General features: G+C 72.8%; 11 protein-coding genes and 1 tRNA gene. 2 read left to right on the top strand and 10 right to left on the bottom strand.

Annotated elements, in window-relative coordinates; all coding sequences use genetic code 11:
• Window positions 1–47 precede the first annotated feature (47 nt).
• Window positions 48–1,736 carry a bifunctional 3'-5' exonuclease/DNA polymerase gene (locus ACZ4N4_RS16545; protein ID WP_467588968.1) on the top strand — a complete coding sequence of 563 codons (1,689 nt, stop codon included), beginning with the start codon at window positions 48–50 and terminating at the stop codon, window positions 1,734–1,736.
• Here the strand turns inward: ACZ4N4_RS16545 and ACZ4N4_RS16540 are convergent, their stop codons facing one another.
• Window positions 1,737–5,072 (bottom strand): AfsR/SARP family transcriptional regulator, encoded by a 3,336-nt coding sequence (locus ACZ4N4_RS16540; protein ID WP_467588965.1) that lies wholly within the window; start codon window positions 5,070–5,072, stop codon window positions 1,737–1,739.
• A 400-nt stretch (window positions 5,073–5,472) separates the two neighbouring features.
• The gene (locus ACZ4N4_RS16535) at window positions 5,473–6,366 is read right to left on the bottom strand and encodes a glycosyltransferase family 2 protein (RefSeq protein ID WP_467588962.1); all 894 of its coding nucleotides are present in this window, start codon (window positions 6,364–6,366) and stop codon (window positions 5,473–5,475) included.
• A gap of 859 nt (window positions 6,367–7,225) precedes the next feature.
• Here ACZ4N4_RS16535 and ACZ4N4_RS16530 point away from each other — a divergent pair.
• Window positions 7,226–7,384, top strand: a complete 159-nt coding sequence (locus ACZ4N4_RS16530) for a hypothetical protein (protein WP_467588960.1) — start codon at window positions 7,226–7,228, stop codon at window positions 7,382–7,384.
• An 88-nt stretch (window positions 7,385–7,472) separates the two neighbouring features.
• Here the strand turns inward: ACZ4N4_RS16530 and ACZ4N4_RS16525 are convergent.
• From ACZ4N4_RS16525 to ACZ4N4_RS16490, 8 genes are all read right to left on the bottom strand, one after another.
• Window positions 7,473–7,549, bottom strand: a tRNA-Thr gene (locus ACZ4N4_RS16525).
• Window positions 7,550–7,655: 106 nt separating this feature from the next.
• On the bottom strand, window positions 7,656–9,269 hold the full coding sequence (locus tag ACZ4N4_RS16520) for an alpha/beta hydrolase (protein ID WP_467588957.1): 1,614 nt from the start codon (window positions 9,267–9,269) through the stop codon (window positions 7,656–7,658).
• 195 nt (window positions 9,270–9,464) lie between these two features.
• Window positions 9,465–10,670, bottom strand: coding sequence for a DNA polymerase III subunit delta' (locus tag ACZ4N4_RS16515; RefSeq protein WP_453570136.1), 1,206 nt, complete (start codon window positions 10,668–10,670; stop codon window positions 9,465–9,467).
• 251 nt (window positions 10,671–10,921) lie between these two features.
• Entirely contained in the window at window positions 10,922–14,218 is a 3,297-nt protein-coding gene (gene tmk / locus ACZ4N4_RS16510) for a dTMP kinase (protein WP_467588954.1), read from the bottom strand.
• 180 nt (window positions 14,219–14,398) lie between these two features.
• The gene (gene topA, locus ACZ4N4_RS16505; protein ID WP_467588951.1) at window positions 14,399–17,221 is read right to left on the bottom strand and encodes a type I DNA topoisomerase; all 2,823 of its coding nucleotides are present in this window, start codon (window positions 17,219–17,221) and stop codon (window positions 14,399–14,401) included.
• Window positions 17,222–17,476: 255 nt separating this feature from the next.
• The gene (locus ACZ4N4_RS16500) at window positions 17,477–17,674 is read right to left on the bottom strand and encodes a hypothetical protein (protein WP_467588948.1); all 198 of its coding nucleotides are present in this window, start codon (window positions 17,672–17,674) and stop codon (window positions 17,477–17,479) included.
• A gap of 629 nt (window positions 17,675–18,303) precedes the next feature.
• Window positions 18,304–19,833 carry a DUF7059 domain-containing protein gene (locus ACZ4N4_RS16495; RefSeq protein ID WP_453570147.1) on the bottom strand — a complete coding sequence of 510 codons (1,530 nt, stop codon included), beginning with the start codon at window positions 19,831–19,833 and terminating at the stop codon, window positions 18,304–18,306.
• Window positions 19,834–19,966: 133 nt separating this feature from the next.
• Window positions 19,967–20,575: a small secreted protein gene (locus tag ACZ4N4_RS16490; protein ID WP_467588945.1), complete on the bottom strand. Its 609-nt coding sequence runs from the start codon at window positions 20,573–20,575 to the stop codon at window positions 19,967–19,969.
• Window positions 20,576–20,867: the final 292 nt, after the last annotated feature.

Here is a 20,867-nt window from a genome sequence, read left to right as displayed (position 1 = left end):
ATCCCCAGGTCAGGACCATTGTCAGTGCCAGGTGCCACACTCGCACCATGACCGACCGGTGGGCTCTCGCTCCGGCCGAGGACGGTGGCGTGGATGTCGCCCCCCTCGGCCCGGACGGGCTGCCCGCCGGGCCGGTGCGGCGGGAGTCCGATCTCGCCGGGGCGGTCAGGGACCGCCCGGAGGTCACGCGCTGGGTGTGGCGGTCGACCGCCGAGGTCTACCCGCGTCTGCTCGCCACGGGGGTGCGAGTAGAGCGGTGCTACGACATCGAGGACGCCGAGACACTCCTGCTGGGCCACGAGGGACGGTCCGGTGAGCCGCACTCGGCCGCCGCCGCCCTGGCCCGCCTCCGCGGCGGCCCCGTACCACCCGATCCACCACAGCGCTCGGCCGTACCGGGCGCGCAGTCGCCGCTGTTCGAGCCGCAGGGCACCGCCCGCCTGACGCTCGACGAACTCCTCGCGGTCTACGCCGAGCAGCAGCGCCGACACGACCGGGCCGAGCGCCCGGACCGGATGCGGCTGCTGACGGCCGCGGAGTCCGCGGGGATGCTGATCGCCGCCGAGATGAACCGCGCGGGCCTGCCCTGGAGCGCCGAGGTGCACCGCGAGGTGCTGCTCGAACTGCTCGGCGAGCGGTACGCGGGGGGCGGCGAACCCCGCCGGCTGGCCGAGCTGGCGGACGAGGTGTCGGCCGCGTTCGGCAGGCGGGTCCGCCCGGATCTGCCGGCCGATGTGATCAAGGCCTTCGCCCAGGCCGGGATCAAGGTGAAAACCACCCGCCGCTGGGAGCTCTCCGACATCGACCATCCGGCGGTGAAGCCGCTCCTCGAATACAAGAAGCTGTACCGGATCTGGGTGGCGCACGGCTGGACCTGGCTCCAGGACTGGGTGCGCGACGGCCGGTTCCGGCCCGAGTTCCAGGCGGGCGGCACGGTCACCGGGCGCTGGGTGACGAACGGCGGTGGCGCGCTGCAGATCCCCAAGGTGATCCGGCGGGCCGCGGTCGCCGACCCCGGCTGGCGGCTGGTCGTCGCCGACGCCGACCAGATGGAGCCGCGGGTCCTCGCGGCGATCTCCCGGGACCCCGGGCTGATGGAGGTCGCCGGGCGGGAGACCGACCTCTACCAGTCCGTCTCCGACCGCGCCTTCTCCGGCGACCGCGGACAGGCCAAGCTCGCCGTGCTGGGCGCGGTCTACGGCCAGACCTCCGGTGACGGCCTGAAGAACCTGGCCGCGCTCAGACGCCGTTTCCCCAAGGCGGTGGCCTATGTCGACGACGCGGCGCGGGCCGGCGAGGAGGGCCGGCTGGTGCGGACCTGGCTGGGCCGGACCTGTCCGCCGGCGGCCGGTGCGGGCGACGGCGCGGAGGAGGCGGGCATGCCCCAGCAGGAAGCGGAGGAGCAGACGGCCGACGGCTGGGTGCCGGGCTACGCCTCCACCAACTCCCGTGCCAGAGGCCGCTTCGCGCGCAACTTCGTCGTCCAGGGCAGCGCCGCCGACTGGGCTCTGCTGATGCTCGCGGCGCTGCGCCGGACCTGCGCGGACCTGGCGGCCGAGCTGGTCTTCTTCCAGCACGACGAGGTGATCGTGCACTGTCCCGAGGAGGAGACCGGGGCGGTCGTGGCGGCGATCCGGGAGGCGGCCGACCTGGCGGGACGGCTGACGTTCGGGGAGACGCCGGTCCGCTTTCCGTTCACGACGGCGGTGGTGGAGTGCTATGCCGACGCGAAGTGATCAGTCGGCGGCCGACAGCAGCTCGCGCAACTCCACGAGGACCTCGGGCTCGTCGGTGCCGTCCAGGGCTGCCAGGGCGGCGCGCCAGACGTCCTGCGCCTCGCTCGTGCGCCCCTGCTCTCGCAGGAGGAGACCGAGCTGGTGGCGGGCCAGACCGCCGCTGTAGCGGTCGGCGCGGGCGTCGGCGCGGTGCAGGAGTTCGACGCACTCGTGGTGGGCGCGGTCGGTGCGGCCGAGGCCGCGCAGGGCACGGACCAGACCGAGCCGGGTCTGGGACTCGCCGTGCCAGTCGCCGTGGTGGCCGAGGATGCGCAGACTCTCCTCGAAGTGCGGGGCGGCGGCCGCCGGTTCGCCCAGGGCGAGATGGGCGTAGCCGATGTTGCAGTGCGCCGAGTGCTGCACGATGACGGCTCCGATCGCGTCCCCGATCGCCAGCGAGCGCCGGTGCTGCTCGATGGCGGCGCGGGGGTCGGTGTGCTCGTAGAGGTTGCCGAGGTGGCTGTGGGTGACGGCCTCGCCGTAGGGGTCGTTGAGCTGCCGGGAGTACTCCAGGCTCTGCCGCAGCGCCTCGCCCGACTCGTCGTACCGTCCAAGCCCCTCGAGGAGCAGCCCCCGGTTGTTCAGGCAGCGCCGGATCCAGGACACCACGTCCAGCCGCCGCCAGATGACGAGGGCCCGGTCGGTCAGGGCGAGGGCCTCCCGCTGGCGGCCGGTCAGGAAGTGCAGCCCGGCGAGGTCGCCCAGGGCGTAGGCCTCGGCGGCCTCGTCGTCCAGACGCCGGGCGGCGGCCAGCCCGGCCCTGCCGAGCACCTCCATCTCGGCGACCCGCCCGCCGCGCAGGACATAGGGGAAGAGCAGCCGGACCAGTGTGGAGAGGTAGGCGCTGGTGCGCGGGTCGGCCGTGTCGGCGTACCGCTCCACCAAGGCGACGATGTTCTCCAGCTCCACATCGCCCCAGGCGAAGGCGTGCTCGGCGCACTCGAAGGGGGCCAAGGCGGCCGTGTACGACTGGTGTTCGGCGGGCTGGGCGGCGGTGGGCCGGCGGCGGTCGCCCTGTTCGAGGCCGGGTTCGAGGATGGCGACGAGGGCGAGTTCGGCGACGGCGGCGAACCAGCGCAGGGCGGTGAGTGCGGCCTCGGTGCGGTCGGTTCCCTCGGCCAGCTCCCGTGCGAAGTCCCGCACCAGGTCGTGCGGGGTGTAGCGGCCGTAGGCGGTCTCCTCCAGGAGCGCCACCTCGACCAGCCGGTCCAGGGCGGCCTCGGCGCGGCCCGCGTCGAGGCCGGTGAGACGGGCGATCAGCAGGGTGCCGTAGGTGGGCAGGTCGAGGGCGCCGATATGGCGCAGGGCGACGGCGGCGTCGCGGTCGGGTGCCCGGTCGGAGGCGGCGAGGGCGTCGTGCGCGACGGCGAGGGAGCGCCGGACGCTCAGGTCGTCGTACTCGAGGTGCTGCAACCTGCCCTCGGTGGCGGCGAGCTGACCGGCCAGCACCTCGGGGGTGAGGGCACGGCGCGCGGCCAGCCGGGCGGCGACCACCCGCAGGGCGAGCGGCAGCCGGCCGGTGAGGCCGACGAGCGGGTGACCGGCGTCGATCTCCGCCCGCCCGCTGACCGTGCGCAGCAGGGCGGCGCTGTCCTCGCCGGTCAGCGGCCCGAGCGGAAACCGGCGGGCGCCGTCGAGCGCGGTGAGCGGCGAACGGCTGGTGACGATCACCGCGCAGCCGGGGCCGCCGGGGAGCAGCGGTCGTACCTGGGCGGCGTTCGCGGCGTCGTCGAAGAGCAGCAGGGTGCGGGTAGGCGCGAGCAGGGAGCGCAGCAACGCGGATGCCGCGTCCGGGTGTTCGGGGATGTGCCGGGGGTCGGCACCGAGGTCCCGCAACAGGGCGGCGAGCGCTTGGGCGGGGGCGAGCGGCGGTACGCCCGGGGTGGCGCCGTGCAGGTTGACGTAGAGCTGGCCGTCGGGGAAACGTTCCCGCAGGTGATGGGCGATATGCAGCGCGAGCGCGCTCTTGCCGACACCGGCCATACCGCTGACGACGGCGACAGCCGGACCGGCCGCGGCGGCGAGGGCACCGCCCAGCTCGTCACGGACGGCGGCGCGTCCGGTGAAGTAGGCCGGGGGCGGGGGAAGTTGGGCGGGCCGGGGCGCCGGGGAGTCGCCGCGCGTAGAACTGGGACCGGCGGGCCGCTCCTCATCCGGGTCGCACCCCGTACCGGCGTCAGCGCCCTCGCCCGTCGGTCGACGGTCCGCCGGCGCGCCTGTCAGGGACGCGGGGAACTGCGCGACCAGCCAGGACGCCCCCGCGCCCGCCTCAGCACCCTCACGCACCCCCTCGCGTGCCATGCCCGCGTCCGGCATACCCTCGCCCGAACCCCGCGGGTCCGGCCCGCCCCTATCGGCTACCCCACTGCCCTGCACACCCGGGCGGCTTACTCCGCTGCCCTGCACCCCCGCATCGCCCACACCACTGCCCTGCACCCCCGCATCGGCAACGCCACTGCCCTGCACGCTCGGGTCGGTCACACCGCTGTGCACGCCCGGGTATGACCCGCCGCCGGTCTCCCCGGCCCCGCCGCTCCCCCGCAGCACCTGCACATGGGCCTCGCGTACCGCCGCTCCCGGCTCGACGCCGAGTTCCTCGATCAGGCGGTGGCGCAGGTCGCGGTGGACGGCGAGGGCCTCGGCCCGGCGGCCGGTGCGGTACAGGGCGAGCATCAGCTGGCGGTGGTAGGCCTCACGGAACGGGTACTCCGCGACCAGCGCCGCCAACTCCGGCACGACACCGCCCAGTCGCGGCCCGCCGAGGGCGAGCTCCGCGTCGTAACGCCACTCCAGCAGGAGCAGCCGTGCCTCCTCCAGGCGCTGCACGAAGGCGTAGCCGCCGAACTCGGTGGGGAGGCCGCCGAGCGGGCTGCCGCGCCAGAGCGCGAGCGCCTCGGCGCACGCGCTCAGCACCGGCGCCCACTCCCCGCGCCCGTGCGCCGCGCGCGCCTGCGCCACCTGCGTGTCGAACACCTCGACGTCCAGCTCGCCGTCGTCGACGCGCAGCAGATACCCGGGCGGTACCGCGCGCAGCCGTTCCGGGTCGTCCAGGAGCCGGCGCAGCCGGGTGACGTGGTTGTGCAGCGAGGCCTGTGCGGACACCGGGGGCGCCCCGCCCCACAGCGCGTCCTTGACCGACTCGACGGAGACGGCCCGCCCGGCCTCCAGGAGCAGCGCGGCGAGCAGTGCGCGCACCTTGGGGCTGCCGATGGGCCGGACCTCGCCGCCGGGGAGATACAGCACCGGAGCTCCCAGCAGTCCGAACCGCAGCTCGTACCGCCGCATCACTCCGCCCATCGCCTTCCCCTACGGCCCTCGCCGACCGCGCTGCACGGCGGGGATGCCCGCCGGTACCTGGCCCCTGGCGGAATTCGATCCCGTCGAGGACGAGTTCCCGCCACCTTCTCCGTGCCGCCGGGGCCGGAATCCGCAGGGTTTCCGGCCTGTTCCCGGAGTCGAACGACGCCTTCACGCCAACCGGCCGGCGACTTCCGGGAGAACTGCTGGCCATATGTTAGCGATCCGTTGGCGAGCCCTGATGTGATCTTCACATCGGATCGGGGCCGACGGCGCGCGTGTATACCGCGCAACTCGGGGGAGTGTCGCCGCAGACCTGGATCCGGGGACGCGAGAGGGTCCCGGTCGGCGGAGGTGAACGACCGGGGGCCTCGTCCCGTCTCCGGCACGGTCGCCGGACTCAGATGACAGGCGGACGGCCCAGCCGGGTGAGCCGCCAGACCGTGCGCCAGCGCATCGGCCGGCGCTCACCGGCAGGTTCGCGCATCCCCTCCACGAAGCCCCCGAACCAGGCCCGCAGCCCGCCGGTCGAACGGGTCCGCAGGAGGGTGATCAGCGTCCACACGGCCAGGTGCACCGGGATCAGCGGCAGGGGCAGCCGACGTCGGGTCAGCCAGACCCGGTTGCGGGCGGTCACCCGGAAGTAGACGGCATGCCGGGCCGGCGAGGTCCGGGGGTGCTGGAGGAGCAGTTCGGGCGCGTAGAGGATCTTCCAGCCGGCGTCGGCGGCCCGCCAGGCCAGGTCGGTTTCCTCGTGCGCGAAGAAGAACTCGGCGGGCCAGTCGCCGGTCTCCGTGAGCATCGCCAAGCGCAGGGCGTGGCCGCCGCCGAGGAACCCGGTGACGTAACCCCCGCGCATCGGGTCGGCGTTGCCGACGCGGGGCACGTGCCGCTGTTGGGTCTCGCCCTGTTCGTCCGCGATGCGGAAGCCGACGATGCCGAGGCGGGGATCGGCGGCGAACAGATCCCGGACCTGCCGGAACACCTCGACGTCGACAAGCACCCCGTCGTCGTCCAGTTCGACGACGACGTCCACGTCGCCGTACGCGCGCAGCCGGGCGAGGGCGATGTTGCGGCCGCCGGGGCAGCCGAGGTTGTCCTCGACCTCGATGGTGGTGACCTCGCCGGGCAGGTCGAGGCGGCGGGCGAACTCGGGGAGCCGGCAGCCGTTGCCGACGACCACGATGCGGTCGGGGGTGAGGTCCTGCTTGGCGACGGACCTGAGCAGGGCGTCGACTTCGTCGGGCCGGTTCCCCATGGTCACCACGGCAACCGCGAGCCTCGGCTGCGCCATGCCCTCACCCCATCCGGCCGACGGCGGTGCCCGCGCCTGACCGAGGGACACTCACCGTTCACCAGGATGTTGCCTCAGATACCCTAAAGCTCCGGGCATGGGCCCACTTTGTGTCGGCTTTGACAATGATTTGATCGACTATTTTCGCCGACCATAAGTTCCCTCACCCGAAAGGCCTCTCCTTCGTTCGATTCGCCTGCCGGAACGAGGGGATTCGCGCTCCCCACCGGAAATGGGACATGACGACGGAACATGACGACGTCACGCAAGCCGCGACATCCCAGCACATGAAGCCATGCCGGCCTCGCACATGACGCCGTGTCGGCACATGCCGACGGCACGTCATCGCAGGACATGGACCACGGGACATGAACCGCAGGACATGAACGGGACGGACCATGCGAAGACATCTGCGCCGGTTACGCGGGCGGTGGTCCTACGCGCCGAAAACGGCAAGACTGTCACTGATATCGATCCCCTGCGCGACCCTCCTCGTCGCCGAGCCGGAACGCTGGCTGACCAACGCGGTCGCACTGCTCAGCCTGGCGTACACGGTCTACGCGGTACTGGCACCGCGGACCGGTCCCACCCCCGGAACCGCCGGACCGGAGGACGAGATCCTGGCCCTCGAGCGCAAGGACACCCTGAACCTGATCTGGGTCCAGGAGGCCGTCCGCCGTGGACTGGACTCCGGGGTGCTGCTCCCCCTCCCGCTGTCCGCCCGGACCGGCCTGGCCGGACAGGACCACCGGGTGGTCGTCGACCCGCTCGACGGACCGGCGCCGACGAGATCCCGCGCGAGGCGTGGGACGACGCCATCGCCCAGCTCCGGGACATCTCGGCCGAACGCCAGCTGCTGGTGCTCGGCCGCCCGGCCTTCGCCGACCTGCTGGCGGAGGCACTGGCGCCGCGCCGCCTCAGACGCTTCGACCTGCTGCCGCCGGAACCCGCCCGGGTCCGCCGCTACCTGACCCAGCCGGCGACCGAATCGGGCACCCTCACCCGCGGGAACCGCTGATCCAGGAACTCCGGACCGACCGATCTCTGACCCGAGCTCCCGGAACGGGAAAACCCCGGCTCGGAAGAGTCCGAACCGGGGTTCTGAGTGGAGCCGCCTTCGGGATTCGAACCCGAGACCTACGCATTACGAGTGCGTTGCTCTGGCCATCTGAGCTAAGGCGGCGCGTCGCCCGCACTATGGTGCGATCAGCGACGTCGGTAAGTCTACACAGTTTCCGGGGGTGCTCGGGACACGCCCCGGCAGCGGGGCTTCCGGGGCGTGCGCAGGGCTATGAGCAGCGCTTTCCGTTCGCCGGCGGGGTGCCCTTGAGGAGGTAGGCGTCGATCGCCGAGTCGATGCAGGCGCTGCCCCGGCCGAATGCGGTGTGGCCGTCGCCGACGTAGGTGAGGAGCCGGGCCGAGGTGAGCTGGCGGGCCAGGGACTGGGCCCAGGGGTACGGCGTCGCCGGGTCACGGGTGGTGCCGACCACGACGATCGGGGCGGCGCCCTTCGCCTCGATGCGGTGCGGCTCCCCCGTGGCCCTCACCGGCCAGTACGTGCAGTTCAGCGAGGCCCACGCCAGGTTGGCGCCGAACACCGGCGACGCCTTCTCGAACTGGGGCAGCGCCTTCTCGACCTGCTCGGGGCTCGTGAAGGCGGGCGGCAGGTCAAGGCAGTTCACCGCGGCGTTGGCGAACATCAGGTTCGAGTAACGACCGTCGGCATCACGCTCGTAGTAGCTGTCGGAGAGCGCAAGCAGGCCCGCGCCGTCGCTCTCCTTCATCGCCGAGTGCAGCGCGTCACGCAGCTGTTCCCACTCCGCCTGGTCGTACATCGCCGCGATCACGCCGGTCGTGCCGAGGGACTCGGTGAGCTTGCGGCCGTCCGCGTCGCCGGTCGGGATCGGGTGTGCGTCGAGCTTCCGGAAGAACGTACTGAGGTTGTCCGCGATCTGTGCCGGTGAGCTGCCCTTCGGGCCCAGCGGGCAGTCCGTGCGCTTCGCGCAGTCCTTCGCGAACGACTGGAACGCCGTCTCGAACCCCGCCGTCTGCTCCAGATTCATCTGCCGCGCGGACAGGGAGGGGTCCATCGCGCCGTCCAGGACCATCCGTCCGACCCGCTCCGGGAACAGCCCCGCGTAGGTCGCGCCGAGCAACGTGCCGTACGACGCCCCCACGTAGTTCAGTTTCGGATCGCCGAGCACCGACCGCAGGATGTCCATGTCGCGCGCCGAGTCGGCGGTGGAGACATGGCGCAGCAGCTCCGCCGAGTGCGTCCCGCACGCCTCCGCGAACTTCTTGTACTCCCCGACCAGTTCGCCCGTCTCCTTCCGGTCGTCGGGCGTCACGTCGGTCTCGGTGTACGTGTCCATCTGCGGTCCGTCGAGGCACTCGACGGGCTCGCTGCGGGCGACTCCGCGCGGGTCCATCGCGACCATGTCGTACCGCGCCCGCACCTCGGAGGGGTAGCCGATGCCGGCGTACTGCTGGAGGTAGTCCACCGCCGAGCCGCCCGGGCCGCCCGGGTTGACCAGCAGCGAACCGAGCGGCCTGGCCTGGCCGGTCGCCTTCTTCCGGGCGACCGCCAGCCGCACGTCACCCGCGCCGGGCTTGGCGTAGTCGAGCGGGGCCTTCATCGTGGCGCACTGGAAGCCGGGGACGCCGCAGCTGCGCCAGCTGAGCTTCTGGTCGTAGTACGGCGCCAGCGCGGACGGGGTCGACCGGGGCAGCGCGGCCAGCTCGGCGATGTCGGCCGAGGCCGATGTCGATGTCGACGCGCTTTCCGGGGAGGAACACGCGGAGACGAGCAGGGCGGCGGCCGGCAGCAGAGCCCCCGCGGTCAGGGCGCTGATGCGAGTCCGGGTCCGGGTCCGGGTACGGCGGAGGGTTCGCCTGATGTGCATCAATCGAGCGTAACGCTGAGAGATGATCTCCGTGCGGTGCGTGTTGGTTGTGGCTCGTACGGGTGACGCCGGTCAACCACGGGACGTCTGCCCCACACGGCCCGGTCAACCACGGGCCGTCTGCCCCACACGGCCCGGTCAACCACGGGCCGTCTGCCCCACACGGCCCGGTCGACCACGGGACGTCTGACCCGCTCAGCCCGCTCTGAGCGCCATCGTCATCGCCTCCACCGCGAGCAGCGGCGCCACGTTGCGGTCGAGGGCGTCCCGGCAGGCGGCGATCGCCTCGATCCGGCGCAGCGTGGACTCGGGCGAGCCGGACCGGGCCAGCCGGTCCAGGGCGTCCTCGGCGTCCCCGTTGGCGATCGCGACCCTGGAACCCAGCTGGAGGGCGAGAACGTCGCGGTAGAAGCCGGTGAGGTCGGTGAGGGCGACGTCGAGGCTGTCCCGCTGGGTCCGGGTACGACGGCGCTTCTGCATGTCCTCCAGGTCCTTCATCACGCCCGCCGTGCCACGCGGCAGCCGCCCGCCCTCGGACGCGCCGAGCGCCGCCTTCAGCTCCTCGGTCTCCTTGCCGTCCGTCTCCTCGGCGAGCTGCTTGGCGTCCTCGGCCGCCGCGTCCACCAGCTCCTGGGCGGCCTTCAGACACGCGCCGATCTCGTCCAGCCGCAGCGGCAGCTTCAGCACGGCGGCACGGCGCGCCCGGGCGGCCGGGTCGGTGGCCAGCCGGCGGGCCCGGTCGACATGCCCCTGGGTGGCCCGGGCGGCGGCCGCGGCCGCCTCGGGCTCGATGCCCTCGCGCCGTACGAGCATGTCGGCGACCGCCTGCACCGAGGGGGTGCTGAGGTTCAGGTGACGGCAGCGGGAGCGGATCGTGGGCAGCACGTCCTCGATCGACGGCGCGCACAGCAGCCAGACCGTGCGGGGGGCGGGCTCCTCGACGGCCTTGAGGACGGCGTTGGCCGACTTCTCGTTCAGCCGCTCGGCGTCCTCGACGAGGATGATCTGCCAGCGGCCGGTCGCCGGGGACGTGTAGGACTTGCGGACCGTGTCGCGCATGTCCTTGACCAGGATCTCCGAGCCGACGGCGGCGACCGAGGTGACATCCGCGTGGGTGCCGATCAGGGCGGTGTGACAGCCGTCGCAGAAACCGCAGCCGGGGACTCCGCCGAGGGCGCGGTCGGGGCTCACGCACTGGAGGGCCGCGGCGAAGGCCCGCGCCGTCTGGTTCCGGCCGGCACCGGGCGGGCCCGTGAAGAGCCAGGCGTGCGTCATCTTCGACGTCTCCGGCGGCGGCTGGTCGGCCGCGGCGGCGGTGACCTGGGCGTCGGCGTCCCGGGCGGCGGCGGTGAGCACCTCGCTCACCCGCTCCTGCCCGACGAGGTCGTCCCATACGGTCATGGGTCACGCCGCCCTTCCGTGCGTCACGCGTCCTGATCCCTGATTCCGGATCCGGAGTCCACCGGTTCCGTGGCCTCGCCCTCCATTGTGCGGGCGCCCACTGACAACGGGTTCCACACCGGCAGGCCCCTCACCGACAGGCCCCTGCCCCTCACCGACGGGAGGCCCGCACCGACGGCAACGGGGGCGGCACCGGTCGGCACCCGACCCGCGCCGCCCCCGTAGGAACGTTTCCGGCCCCCGGAGCCGGGTCAGCCGCGCCGCCCGCGACCCCGTCGGCCCCGCTCGTCGTCGAGCTCCTCTTCCTCGTACGACCCCAGCAGCTCGTCCGCCAGCGACGGCAGGTCGTCCAGCGGGGTCTCCTCGGCCCAGTCGGGCCGGGGGCGCTGCCGCCGGGCCGTACCGTCGTCGTCGACCTGCGGCAGCTCGCGCGTACGGCCCTCGCCGTCGGGGTTCCCGTCCGCCCCTTCCGACCCGCCCGACCGCTCGTCCCGGAAGAAACCGGGCGGCACCCGGTCCGCCGGGGTGTCGGCGGGAGCGGTGGCGTCGTCGCGCACCGGAGGAAGTACGGCGGTCTCGTCGGTCGCGCGCACCTGAGGCAGCACGGCCGTCTCGTCCGCTGCGCCGGGCACCACGGGCGGCCGTATCGCCGTCTCGTCCACGGCCCCGGGCGCCACCGAAGGCAGCACCGCAGTCTCGTCGGACGCCCCCGCCGGTGGCTGTGGGAGCTGCGCCGTCACCTCGGACTCGGACTCCCGGGCGGCGGGCTCGCGGTCCGCGCGCACGGGGCGCAGCACCGCCGTGTCGTCCACCGCGCGCCTCGGCGCCGCCGGCGGTTCGTCGTCCGGCCGCACCACCGGCGTCGGCATGGTCGTCGCCTCCGGAGTCACCCCGGGCGCGGTCGGCCGGGGCGCGGACGACTCCCGAGCGGCCACGTCGGCCGCGGCCGCCGCCTCCGCCGCGGCACGCCGCGCCTGCTCGGCCTTGAGCAGGGCCTCCTCGGCCTTGCGCTGCTTCTCCAGGCGCCGTTCCTCGGCCTCGGCGTGCAGCCGGGCCTCCTCCTCGGCCTGCTGGCGGCGGCGCTCCTCCTCGGCGCGGCGACGGGCCTCCGCCTCCACGCGGGCCTTCTCCTCGGCGAGCAGCCGGGCCTGCTCCTCCTCGGCGCGGCGGCGGGCCTCCTCGGCACGCAGCCGGGCCTCCTCCGCCTGCCGTTCGGCCTCGCGGCGCTGCGCCTCCTCCAGCTCGCGGCGCTTGCGCTCCTCCTCCTCGGCACGGAGCTTGGCGAGCTGCTCCTGGCGCTCCCGCTCCAGGCGCTCCTCCTCGGCCTTGCGCGCGGCCTCTTCCTCGGCCTTGCGGCGGGCCTCCTCCTCGGCGGCCTTGCGAGCCTCCTCGGCGGCCTTGATCTCGGCCTCGGACAGCGGCAGCACGGTGTCGAGGCGGGCCCTGATGACGGTGGTCACCGACTCGGGCTCCTGGCCGGCGTCGACGACCAGGTAGCGGCCGGGGTCGGAGGCGGCCAGCGTCAGGAAACCGGCCCGCACGCGCGCGTGGAACTCCGCGGGCTCCGACTCCAGCCGGTCGGGTGCCTCGGTGAACCGCTCGCGGGCGGTCTCCGGCTCCACGTCCAGCAGGACCGTCAGATGCGGGACCAGTCCGTCGGTCGCCCAGCGGTTGATGCGGGCGACCTCGGTCGGGGACAGGTCGCGGCCGGCGCCCTGGTAGGCGACCGAGGAGTCGATGTACCGGTCGGAGATGACGACCGCCCCGCGCTCCAGGGCGGGCCGGACGACGGTGTCGACGTGCTCCGCGCGGTCGGCGGCGTACAGCAGCGCCTCCGCGCGGTGGGACAGACCGGCGGACGAGACGTCGAGGAGGATCGAGCGCAGCCGCTTGCCGACCGGGGTGGCGCCGGGCTCGCGGGTGAGGACGACCTCGTGCCCCTTGGCGCGGATCCACTCGGCGAGGGCCTCGGCCTGGGTGGACTTCCCGGCGCCGTCGCCGCCCTCCAGGGCGATGAAGAAACCGTTCGTCGTGGGCGCCTGCGCCGGGTCGTCGCCGCCGAGCAGCGCGTCGCGCAGGTCGTGCCGGAGCGGTACGCCCGCGCGGTCGTCGACCTTGGCAAGGACCAGCGCGGCCACCGGCAGCAGCAGCGCGCCGACCAGCATCAGGGTGAACGCGGCGCCGCCGTGCGCGAACACGAACTTGCCGTTCTCCAGCCGGTGCGGCCCGATCAGGGCGGCCACCAGGGGCGCGATCACCGCGCCGAGCGCTATGGCGACCCGGACCACCGCGTGCAGATGCTCGGTGGTGCGGGCCTTGCGGTAGTCCTCGGTCTCCTGGTCGAGCAGGGTGTGGCCGGTGTTGGCGGCCACGCCCGCGCCGATGCCGGCCAGCGCGACGATCAGCAGCACGGTGGTGACGTCCGGGACCAGGCCGCCGGCCAGCAGCGCAATGCCGGTGAAGGCGATCGCCAGCGACAGCAGCCGACGGCGGGAGAGCGTCGGCAGCAGCGCGGGCGCCGTACGGATGCCGACGGCGACCCCGCCGGTCAGCGCGAGCACCAGCAGGCCGTACAGCACCGGGCCGCCGCCCAGGTCCTTGGCGTGCAGCACGGAGACGGCGACCGCGGCGGAGATGGCACCGGCGACGGCGGCGCAGGCCGTCACCAGCAGCGGGATGGCGCCGGTACGGCCCCGGTCGGTGCCGGCGCCGGCCTTGGGGCGACGCAGGCCCTCCAGCGGCGACCGCGCGCGCGGGGTGCGCGTGCCGGGCACCTCCAGGTAGACCAGCACCGAGAGAGAGGCGGCGAACAGACCCGCCGCCACGTACGACCCGAGGGCCGCCTGGTGCTGGGCGAACCACTCGATGCCCGTGCCCAGCAGGTTGTTGACCAGGGAGGCGACGACGAGCGCGGCGGCCGCGAGCGGGACGGCCAGGAAGGTCGTCCGCAGCGACAGGCGGCGCAGTGCGTCCTGGTGGTCCGGCAGCGGTCGTACCGTCGCACCCTCCGGGGGCGGGGCGGGCAGCAGCGCGGGGGCCGCGCCCTCCCGGCAGACCGTCCAGAAGCGCTCGGCGACTCCGGTGACGAAGGCGGTCACCAGCAGCACCGCCGGGGCGTTCTCCGGTGTCCAGTCGATCCACAGGGGCGCGATGATCAGCAGGGCGGCGCGCAGGCCGTCGGCGCCGACCATGGTCCAGCGCCGGTCCAGCGGGCCGTCCTGAGCGGTCAGCGTGGTCAGCGGGCCCAGCAGGACCGCACCGAAGAGCAGGGTGGCCAGAATGCGGACCCCGAAGACGATCGCCACCGCGAACGCCACACCGCGGTAGCCGCCGCCGAACGAACCCTGCGCGATCGCCGCTTGAAGCGTGAGCACGACAAGCACGAGAAGCGCCAGCGTGTCACCCACACCGCTGACTAGCTGGGCGCTCCACAACCGCCTCAGCTCGGGTCGGCGCAGCAGCGAGCGGACGGCGCGTTCGCGGGAATCCGCTACCAGTGCGTCGTCCGGTTCTGTCTGGGGGGCCGTTGGCTGCTCGGCTGGCGTCATGCTTTCAGCCTATCGGCAGCCACCGACAGCCCGTCGCGACCGTCCACAGGTACGCACACCCCGACACCAAGTTGATGCCGGGGCGTTCGCATTGCGAAGACGGTGTGAACCGGTGTGGCCGATATGAACCGACCTGGCCGATAAGAACCGGCACTTCCGGTATGGATACCTGAGGGTGTCTCAGTCCTCCGCGGCCGCCTTGGAAGCCGTCGCCTTTTTGGCGGCCGTCTTCTTCGCGGCCGTCGTCGTCTTGGCGGCGGTCTTCTTGGCTGCCGTCTTCTTCGCGGGCGCGGCCTTCTTGGCGGCCGCCGTCTTCTTCGCGGGCGCCTTCTTCGCCGTCTTCTTGGCGGGCGCCTTGGCCCGCTTCTCGGCGAGCAGCTCGAAGCCGCGCTCCGGGGTGATCTCCTCGACGCTGTCGCCGGAGCGCAGGGTCGCGTTGGTCTCCCCGTCGGTGACGTACGGCCCGAAGCGGCCGTCCTTCACCACGACCGGCTTCTCGCTGACCGGGTCCGTGCCCAGCTCCTTCAGCGGCGGCTTGGCGGCGGCCCGGCCCCGCTGCTTGGGCTGGGCGTAGATCGCCAGCGCCTCTTCGAGGGTGATCGTGAAGAGCTGGTCCTCGGAGGTGAGCGAACGCGAGTCCGTGCCCTTCTTCAGGTACGGCCCGTAGCGCCCGTTCTGCGCGGTGATCTCCTGGCCCTCGGCGTCGGCGCCGACGACCCGCGGCAGCGACATCAGCTTGAGCGCGTCCGCCAGGGTGACCGTGTCCAGGGACATGGTCTTGAAGAGCGACGCCGTGCGCGGCTTGACCGCGTTCTTGCCGGTCTTCGGGGTGCCCTCGGGGAGAACCTCGGTGACGTACGGGCCGTAACGGCCGTCACGGGCGATGATCTGGCGGCCCGTCTCCGGGTCCGCGCCCAGCTCGAAGTCGCCGCTCGGCTTGGCGAGCAGTTCCTCCGCGAGCTCGACGGAGAGCTCGTCGGGCGCCAGGTCCTCCGGCACGTCCGCGCGCTGGTGGCCCTCGGAGTCCTTCTCGCCGCGCTCGACGTAGGGACCGTAGCGGCCGACCCGCAGCACGATGTCGTTGCCCACCGGGAACGACGACACCTCGCGCGCGTCGATCGCGCCCAGGTCGGTCACCAGCTCCTTGAGGCCGCCGAGGTGGTCGCCGTCGCCGTTGCCGGCGTCGGCCGCACCGCCCGTCGCCGCGCCTTCGCCGAAGTAGAAGCGCCGCAGCCACGGCACCGCCTGGGCCTGGCCCGCGGCGATGCGGTCGAGGTCGTCCTCCATCCTGGCGGTGAAGTCGTAGTCGACCAGCCGGCCGAAGTGCTTCTCCAGCAGGTTGACCACGGCGAAGGAGAGGAAGGACGGCACGAGGGCCGTGCCCTTCTTGAAGACATAGCCGCGGTCGAGGATGGTGCCGATGATCGACGCGTACGTCGACGGGCGGCCGATCTCCCGCTCTTCCAGCTCCTTGACCAGCGAGGCCTCGGTGTAGCGGGCCGGGGGCTTGGTGGAGTGCCCGTCGACCGTGATCTCCTCGGCGGAGAGCGCGTCGCCCTCGCCGACCTGGGGCAGCCGGCGCTCGCGGTCGTCCAGCTCTGCGTTCGGGTCGTCGGCGCCCTCGACGTAGGCCTTGAGGAAGCCGTGGAAGGTGATCGTCTTGCCGGAGGCGCTGAACTCGACGTCCCGGCCGTCGGCGGCGGTGCCGGCGATCTTCACGGTGACGCTGTTGCCGGTCGCGTCCTTCATCTGGGAGGCGACGGTCCGCTTCCAGATCAGCTCGTAGAGCTTGAACTGGTCGCCGGTCAGGCCGGTCTCCGCCGGAGTGCGGAAACGATCACCCGAGGGCCGGATCGCCTCGTGCGCCTCCTGGGCGTTCTTCACCTTCCCGGCGTACACGCGGGGGGACGAGGGCAGGTAGTCGGCGCCGTACAACTGCGTGACCTGGGCTCGGGCGGCGGCGACGGCCGTGTCGCTCAGCGTCGTGGAGTCCGTACGCATGTAGGTGATGTAGCCGTTCTCGTACAGCTTCTGCGCGACCTGCATGGTGGCCTTGGCGCCGAAGCCGAGCTTGCGGCTGGCCTCCTGCTGGAGGGTCGTCGTACGGAACGGGGCGTACGGCGAGCGCCGGTAGGGCTTGGACTCGACCGAGCGGACCGCGAACCGGGTGTTCTCCAGGGCGGCGGCGAGAGCGCGGGCGTTCGCCTCGTCGAGGTGGAGGATGTTCGCGCTCTTGAGCTGCCCGAGCGAGTCGAAGTCACGGCCCTGGGCGACGCGCCGGCCGTCGACGGCCTGCAGGCGGGCGACGAGCGACGACGGGTCCGAGGGGTCGCCTGCGCGGCCGGTCGCGAAGGTGCCCGTCAGGTCCCAGTAGTCGGCGGAACGGAACGCGATGCGGTCGCGTTCCCGCTCCACCACGAGCCGGGTCGCGACGGACTGGACACGGCCGGCCGACAGGCGCGGCATGACCTTCTTCCACAGGACCGGCGAGACCTCGTAGCCGTAGAGGCGGTCGAGGATGCGGCGGGTCTCCTGGGCGTCGACCATGCGCTGGTTCAGGTCGCGCGGGTTGGCGACGGCCTCGCGGATCGCGTCCTTGGTGATCTCGTGGAAGACCATCCGCTTGACCGGGACCTTGGGCTTGAGGACCTCCAGGAGGTGCCAGGCGATGGCCTCGCCCTCGCGGTCCTCATCGGTGGCGAGGAAGAGCTCGTCGGAGTCCTTCAGCAGGTCCTTGAGCTTCTTGACCTGCGCCCTCTTGTCGGCGTTGACGACGTAGATCGGCTCGAAGTCGTGCTCGACGTCCACGCCGAGGCGCCGGACCTCGCCGGTGTACTTCTCGGGCACCTCCGCGGCGCCGTTGGGAAGGTCACGGATGTGCCCGACGCTCGCTTCGACGACGTATCCGGGGCCCAGATAGCCCTTGATCGTCTTCGCCTTGGCAGGCGACTCGACGATGACGAGTCGGCGGCCGCCCTGTGCGGTCTCGCTGGTCGGGGACAACTTCGCTCTTCTCTCCGGTTGACGCTGGGGCCTCCCCAGGCCTTGCTCCCGGGGTCGTGGCACGGGCACGGATGCCCGCTCACTTGGTGACGCTGCGGAGTGTGACGGTACATCCCGCCCCCGTGTCAAACGGGAAAAGCCCACAACGGCCACTCGAACGGTAACCCGACTACCGCCATTCCTGCCGCCCGGAGTCCCCGGCCGCTCTCCCGGCCCTGTCCGGAGCGTGATGCTCCGATTACCGGAACGGTGTCCTCAGAGGCGGGTCAGGCAGTACGTCCCGAGGCCCAGCGCGATCACCGCGGCGAGGCTCGCGAGGGTCGCCGATGCGACCTGACTCACACCGTGGGCGACGGGTTCACCACGTCGGACCCGGATGCCGGTCCACACCAGCAGTGCGCCTCCGAACAGGGCGAACACCGCCCCCGCGAAGATCGCCGGTCCGTTCTCCATGACCCGCGCGCCCCTTCCCTGCCGTCCGCGACTGCCCAGCGCCGGGAGACTGGCACGGACGGACGGCGGGTGGGAGTCCGGCGGGCGAAATCGAGGTGAACGGGACACTTTCCCCATCTCGAACATACGACCGACTGACTACGAGGCGAACATTCTCGCCACATTTTTCCCGCCCTTTTCTTTTCCCGGCGCGTCCGGGCGATGGCCGGAACGCCCGGGCGGCGCCCTGCCGAGGCCTACGCGTCCCGCCGGGGCGGGGGGACGGAGAGCAGGGCGGACGGGGCAGGTGCGGCACGGGCGGAATGCCCGGGCAGCGCCCTACAAGGGCCGACGCGTCCCGGCCGGGACGGACGGCGCGGGGCGGACGGCGCGGGGCGGGCTCGGCGTAGCGGGGCGGCGCGGGGCGGGGCGGGGCGGCGCGGGGCGGGGCGGGGCGGGCTCGGCGTAGCGGGGCGGGGCGGGCTCGGCGTAGCGGCGCGGGGCCGGCGCGGCCGGCGGGCGCGGCATGACGACCGGCGGGTGTGTCCCGCGGGTCGGCCGGCAGACCGGGCACGGCCCGCCCTGCCGCGCAACGGAACGGAAGCCGCGCCCTCCGCAGGCGCGGCCGGCCGGTCCGGCCTCACCGTTCGTCAGCTCGCCGGCTCCAGGAACCCCTGCTCCACCAGCAGCCGGATCTGTGCGGGCGTGCGGTCGCGGAGCAACACCGGGTCCTCGCCCATCAGCTGGGCGATGGCATCGAGAATCCGGCCCGCGCTCAGCGAGCCGTCGCACACCCCCGCGAACCCGGCGCCCACCGTGTCCACCTTGGTCGCGCGGCGCATCCCGCGGTGCTGGCGCAGCACCACATGCTCCGGGTCCTCGGCGCCGGGCAGCCCGACCTGCTCCTGGACCACCTCGACGGCGAGCCTGAAGTGACCTTCGAGCAGATCCGCGTCGTCGTGCTCGCGGAGATAGTCGAGGCGTTCGAAGTGCGCGCGGATCGTCTCACCGAGCGGCTGTTCGATCGGATGCGGCCACTCCTCCACCGTGACCGAGGGCACGGCGGCCGCCGTCTTCCGCAGCGTGATCCAGCCGAATCCCACGCCCTTGACCTTGCGCGCCTCGAACTCGTCGAGCCACGCGTCGTACCGCGCCTGGTACTCCGCCGTGTCCCCGCGGTGGTCGCCGGAGTCCCGGAGCCACAACTCGGCGTACTGGTTGACGTCCTGCACCTCGCGCTGCACGACCCACGCGTCGCAGCCGCGCGGCACCCATGACCTGACCCTGTCCTGCCAGTCCTCCCCCGCGACGTGCTGCCAGTTGGCGAGGAACTGCGCGAATCCGCCCTCGGCCAGCCGCTCCCCGGCCTGTTGAACGAGCGAGCGGCACAGATCGTCCCCGCTCATCCCGCCGTCCCGGTACGTCAGCCGGGCCCCCGGCGAGATCACGAACGGCGGATTGGACACGATGAGGTCGTACGACTCCCCCTCCTTGACCGGCTCGAACAGCGAGCCCTCGCGCAGGTCGGCCGCCGGGGCGCCGGACAGCGCCAGCGTGAGGGCCGTGATGTGCAGCGCGCGCGGGTTGAGGTCGGTCGCCGTCACGCGCGTGGCGTGCTGAGCGGCGTGCAGCGCCTGGATCCCGGAGCCGGTGCCGAGGTCGAGCGCGGCGGAGACGGGCGTACGGACGGTGATGCCGGCCAGCGTCGTGGACGCGCCGCCGACACCCAGGACGACGCCCTCGTGGCGCTGCCCGATGCCGCCGGCGCCGCCGACCGCGCAGCCGAGGTCGGAGACGATGAACCAGTCCTCGCCGTCGGGCCCGCCGTACGGCCGTACGTCCACGGTGGCCGCGACCTCGTCGCCGCCCGCGCGGGTCAGCCAGCCGCTCTCCAGAAGGTCGTCCACGGGCAGCATGTCCGCCACGCGCGCGTGCGGAACGGGCTGCTGGAGCAGGAACAGCCGGACGAGCGTCTGCAGCGGTGTGTCCCCGCGGGTGGCCCGGAGGGCGGGCACCGTCTCGCTGCGGGCCAGCGCCGCGTACGCGGGCGCGCCGAGGAGTTCCAGGAGCCCGTCGGCGGTGAAGGAGGCGCCCAGCAGGGCGGTGCGCAGCCGAGCGGCGACGTCGGGGCGGTCGGAGGCGGGCAGGGTGGCGAGGCCGGAGTCAGTCACGCCCTCCATTGTGGCCCGCGCCCCCTTCCGGCCACCGCCTCAGCTCGCGGCGGCCGAGGCCTTACGGACGACCGTCGCCCCATCGGCGCCCATCGCCCCGGGGCACCGGAGGGCTGTCGCCCCGTGCGCTCGCCCCGTGTCGTCAGCTCGCGGTCGACGAGGCCGACGCCGAAGCCGACGACGTCACCGAGACCTTCTTGCAGCTGGCCTGCTCGGCGATCGCGTCCTTGACCTCGCCCTGCTCCAGGGCCTGCAGCGCCGCGGTGCCGCTCTTGTTCTGCGTCTCCAGGTCCGCCATCTGGGAGGCGACGTCGTGCAGACCGGAGGCGAACTTCGCCTGGTCCTTGGTGTCGAGCGCGTCGACCTTCTTCTTCAGGGCGGCGTAGGACGAGGAGAGGCTGTTGAGGTTCTTGACGACGTCCTGCTGGCGCTTGGCGCCGTCGTCGATCCCAGGGGGCGCACCGGCACTGCCGATGGCCGTGGCAAGCGCCTTGTAGCCGTCGGACATGTCCTGGAAGGCCTGGGAGTCGGTCTTCTGGATGGTCGCGGGCGAACTCGTGGTGTCCGAGGCGGTCTGCGCGATGGCCGCGTTGGCCGCCTTGATCTTCGCGTCCTGCGCCGGCACCGCGTCACACACGGTCTTGGCCCAGGCGATCAGCTTGGGGTCGGTGCCCTTGTTGCTGCTGCACCCGGACAGCGCCACTACCAGTACCGCACCGCCGGACAGTGCGGCCGCGAGCTTCTTGTTCACCGGATAGGTCCCTTCAATGGCTCTCGGCCCCCGGAATCTACACGGCACACGGAGCGCACCCCCATGGAGAGCATCCATTAAGTACGCTTTTAGATGGATTTACACCATGAGAGAGAAGGGTCACGACGAGACGACGGGCACACCCGGAGCCGGACCGCCACGGCCGCCCACGACCACGTACGGCCGCGCACGACCACGTACAACCGTGTACGGCCGCGTACGACCGCGTATGGCGACCCCGCGCGCGAGGACCGGCGAGCCCCCCGGCGCACGAAACGGGCGGACGGCGTGT

Source organism: Streptomyces sp. NPDC026538, from assembly GCF_055567535.1.
The sequence above is the reverse complement of the archived record's forward strand: the minus strand, read 5'-3'. Positions and strand labels throughout refer to the sequence as shown.

Bases quoted from the DNA above. Each gene is read 5' to 3' on its own strand.
- tmk (WP_467588954.1), bottom strand. From the start codon at position 14,218: ATGACGCCAGCCGAGCAGCCAACGGCCCCCCAGACAGAACCGGACGAC.
- ACZ4N4_RS16545 (WP_467588968.1), top strand. From the start codon at position 48: ATGACCGACCGGTGGGCTCTCGCTCCGGCCGAGGACGGTGGCGTGGAT.
- ACZ4N4_RS16515 (WP_453570136.1), bottom strand. From the start codon at position 10,670: ATGACCGTATGGGACGACCTCGTCGGGCAGGAGCGGGTGAGCGAGGTG.
- ACZ4N4_RS16495 (WP_453570147.1), bottom strand. From the start codon at position 19,833: ATGGAGGGCGTGACTGACTCCGGCCTCGCCACCCTGCCCGCCTCCGAC.
- ACZ4N4_RS16520 (WP_467588957.1), bottom strand. From the start codon at position 9,269: ATGCACATCAGGCGAACCCTCCGCCGTACCCGGACCCGGACCCGGACT.
- ACZ4N4_RS16500 (WP_467588948.1), bottom strand. From the start codon at position 17,674: ATGGAGAACGGACCGGCGATCTTCGCGGGGGCGGTGTTCGCCCTGTTC.
- ACZ4N4_RS16535 (WP_467588962.1), bottom strand. From the start codon at position 6,366: ATGGCGCAGCCGAGGCTCGCGGTTGCCGTGGTGACCATGGGGAACCGG.
- ACZ4N4_RS16540 (WP_467588965.1), bottom strand. From the start codon at position 5,072: ATGGGCGGAGTGATGCGGCGGTACGAGCTGCGGTTCGGACTGCTGGGA.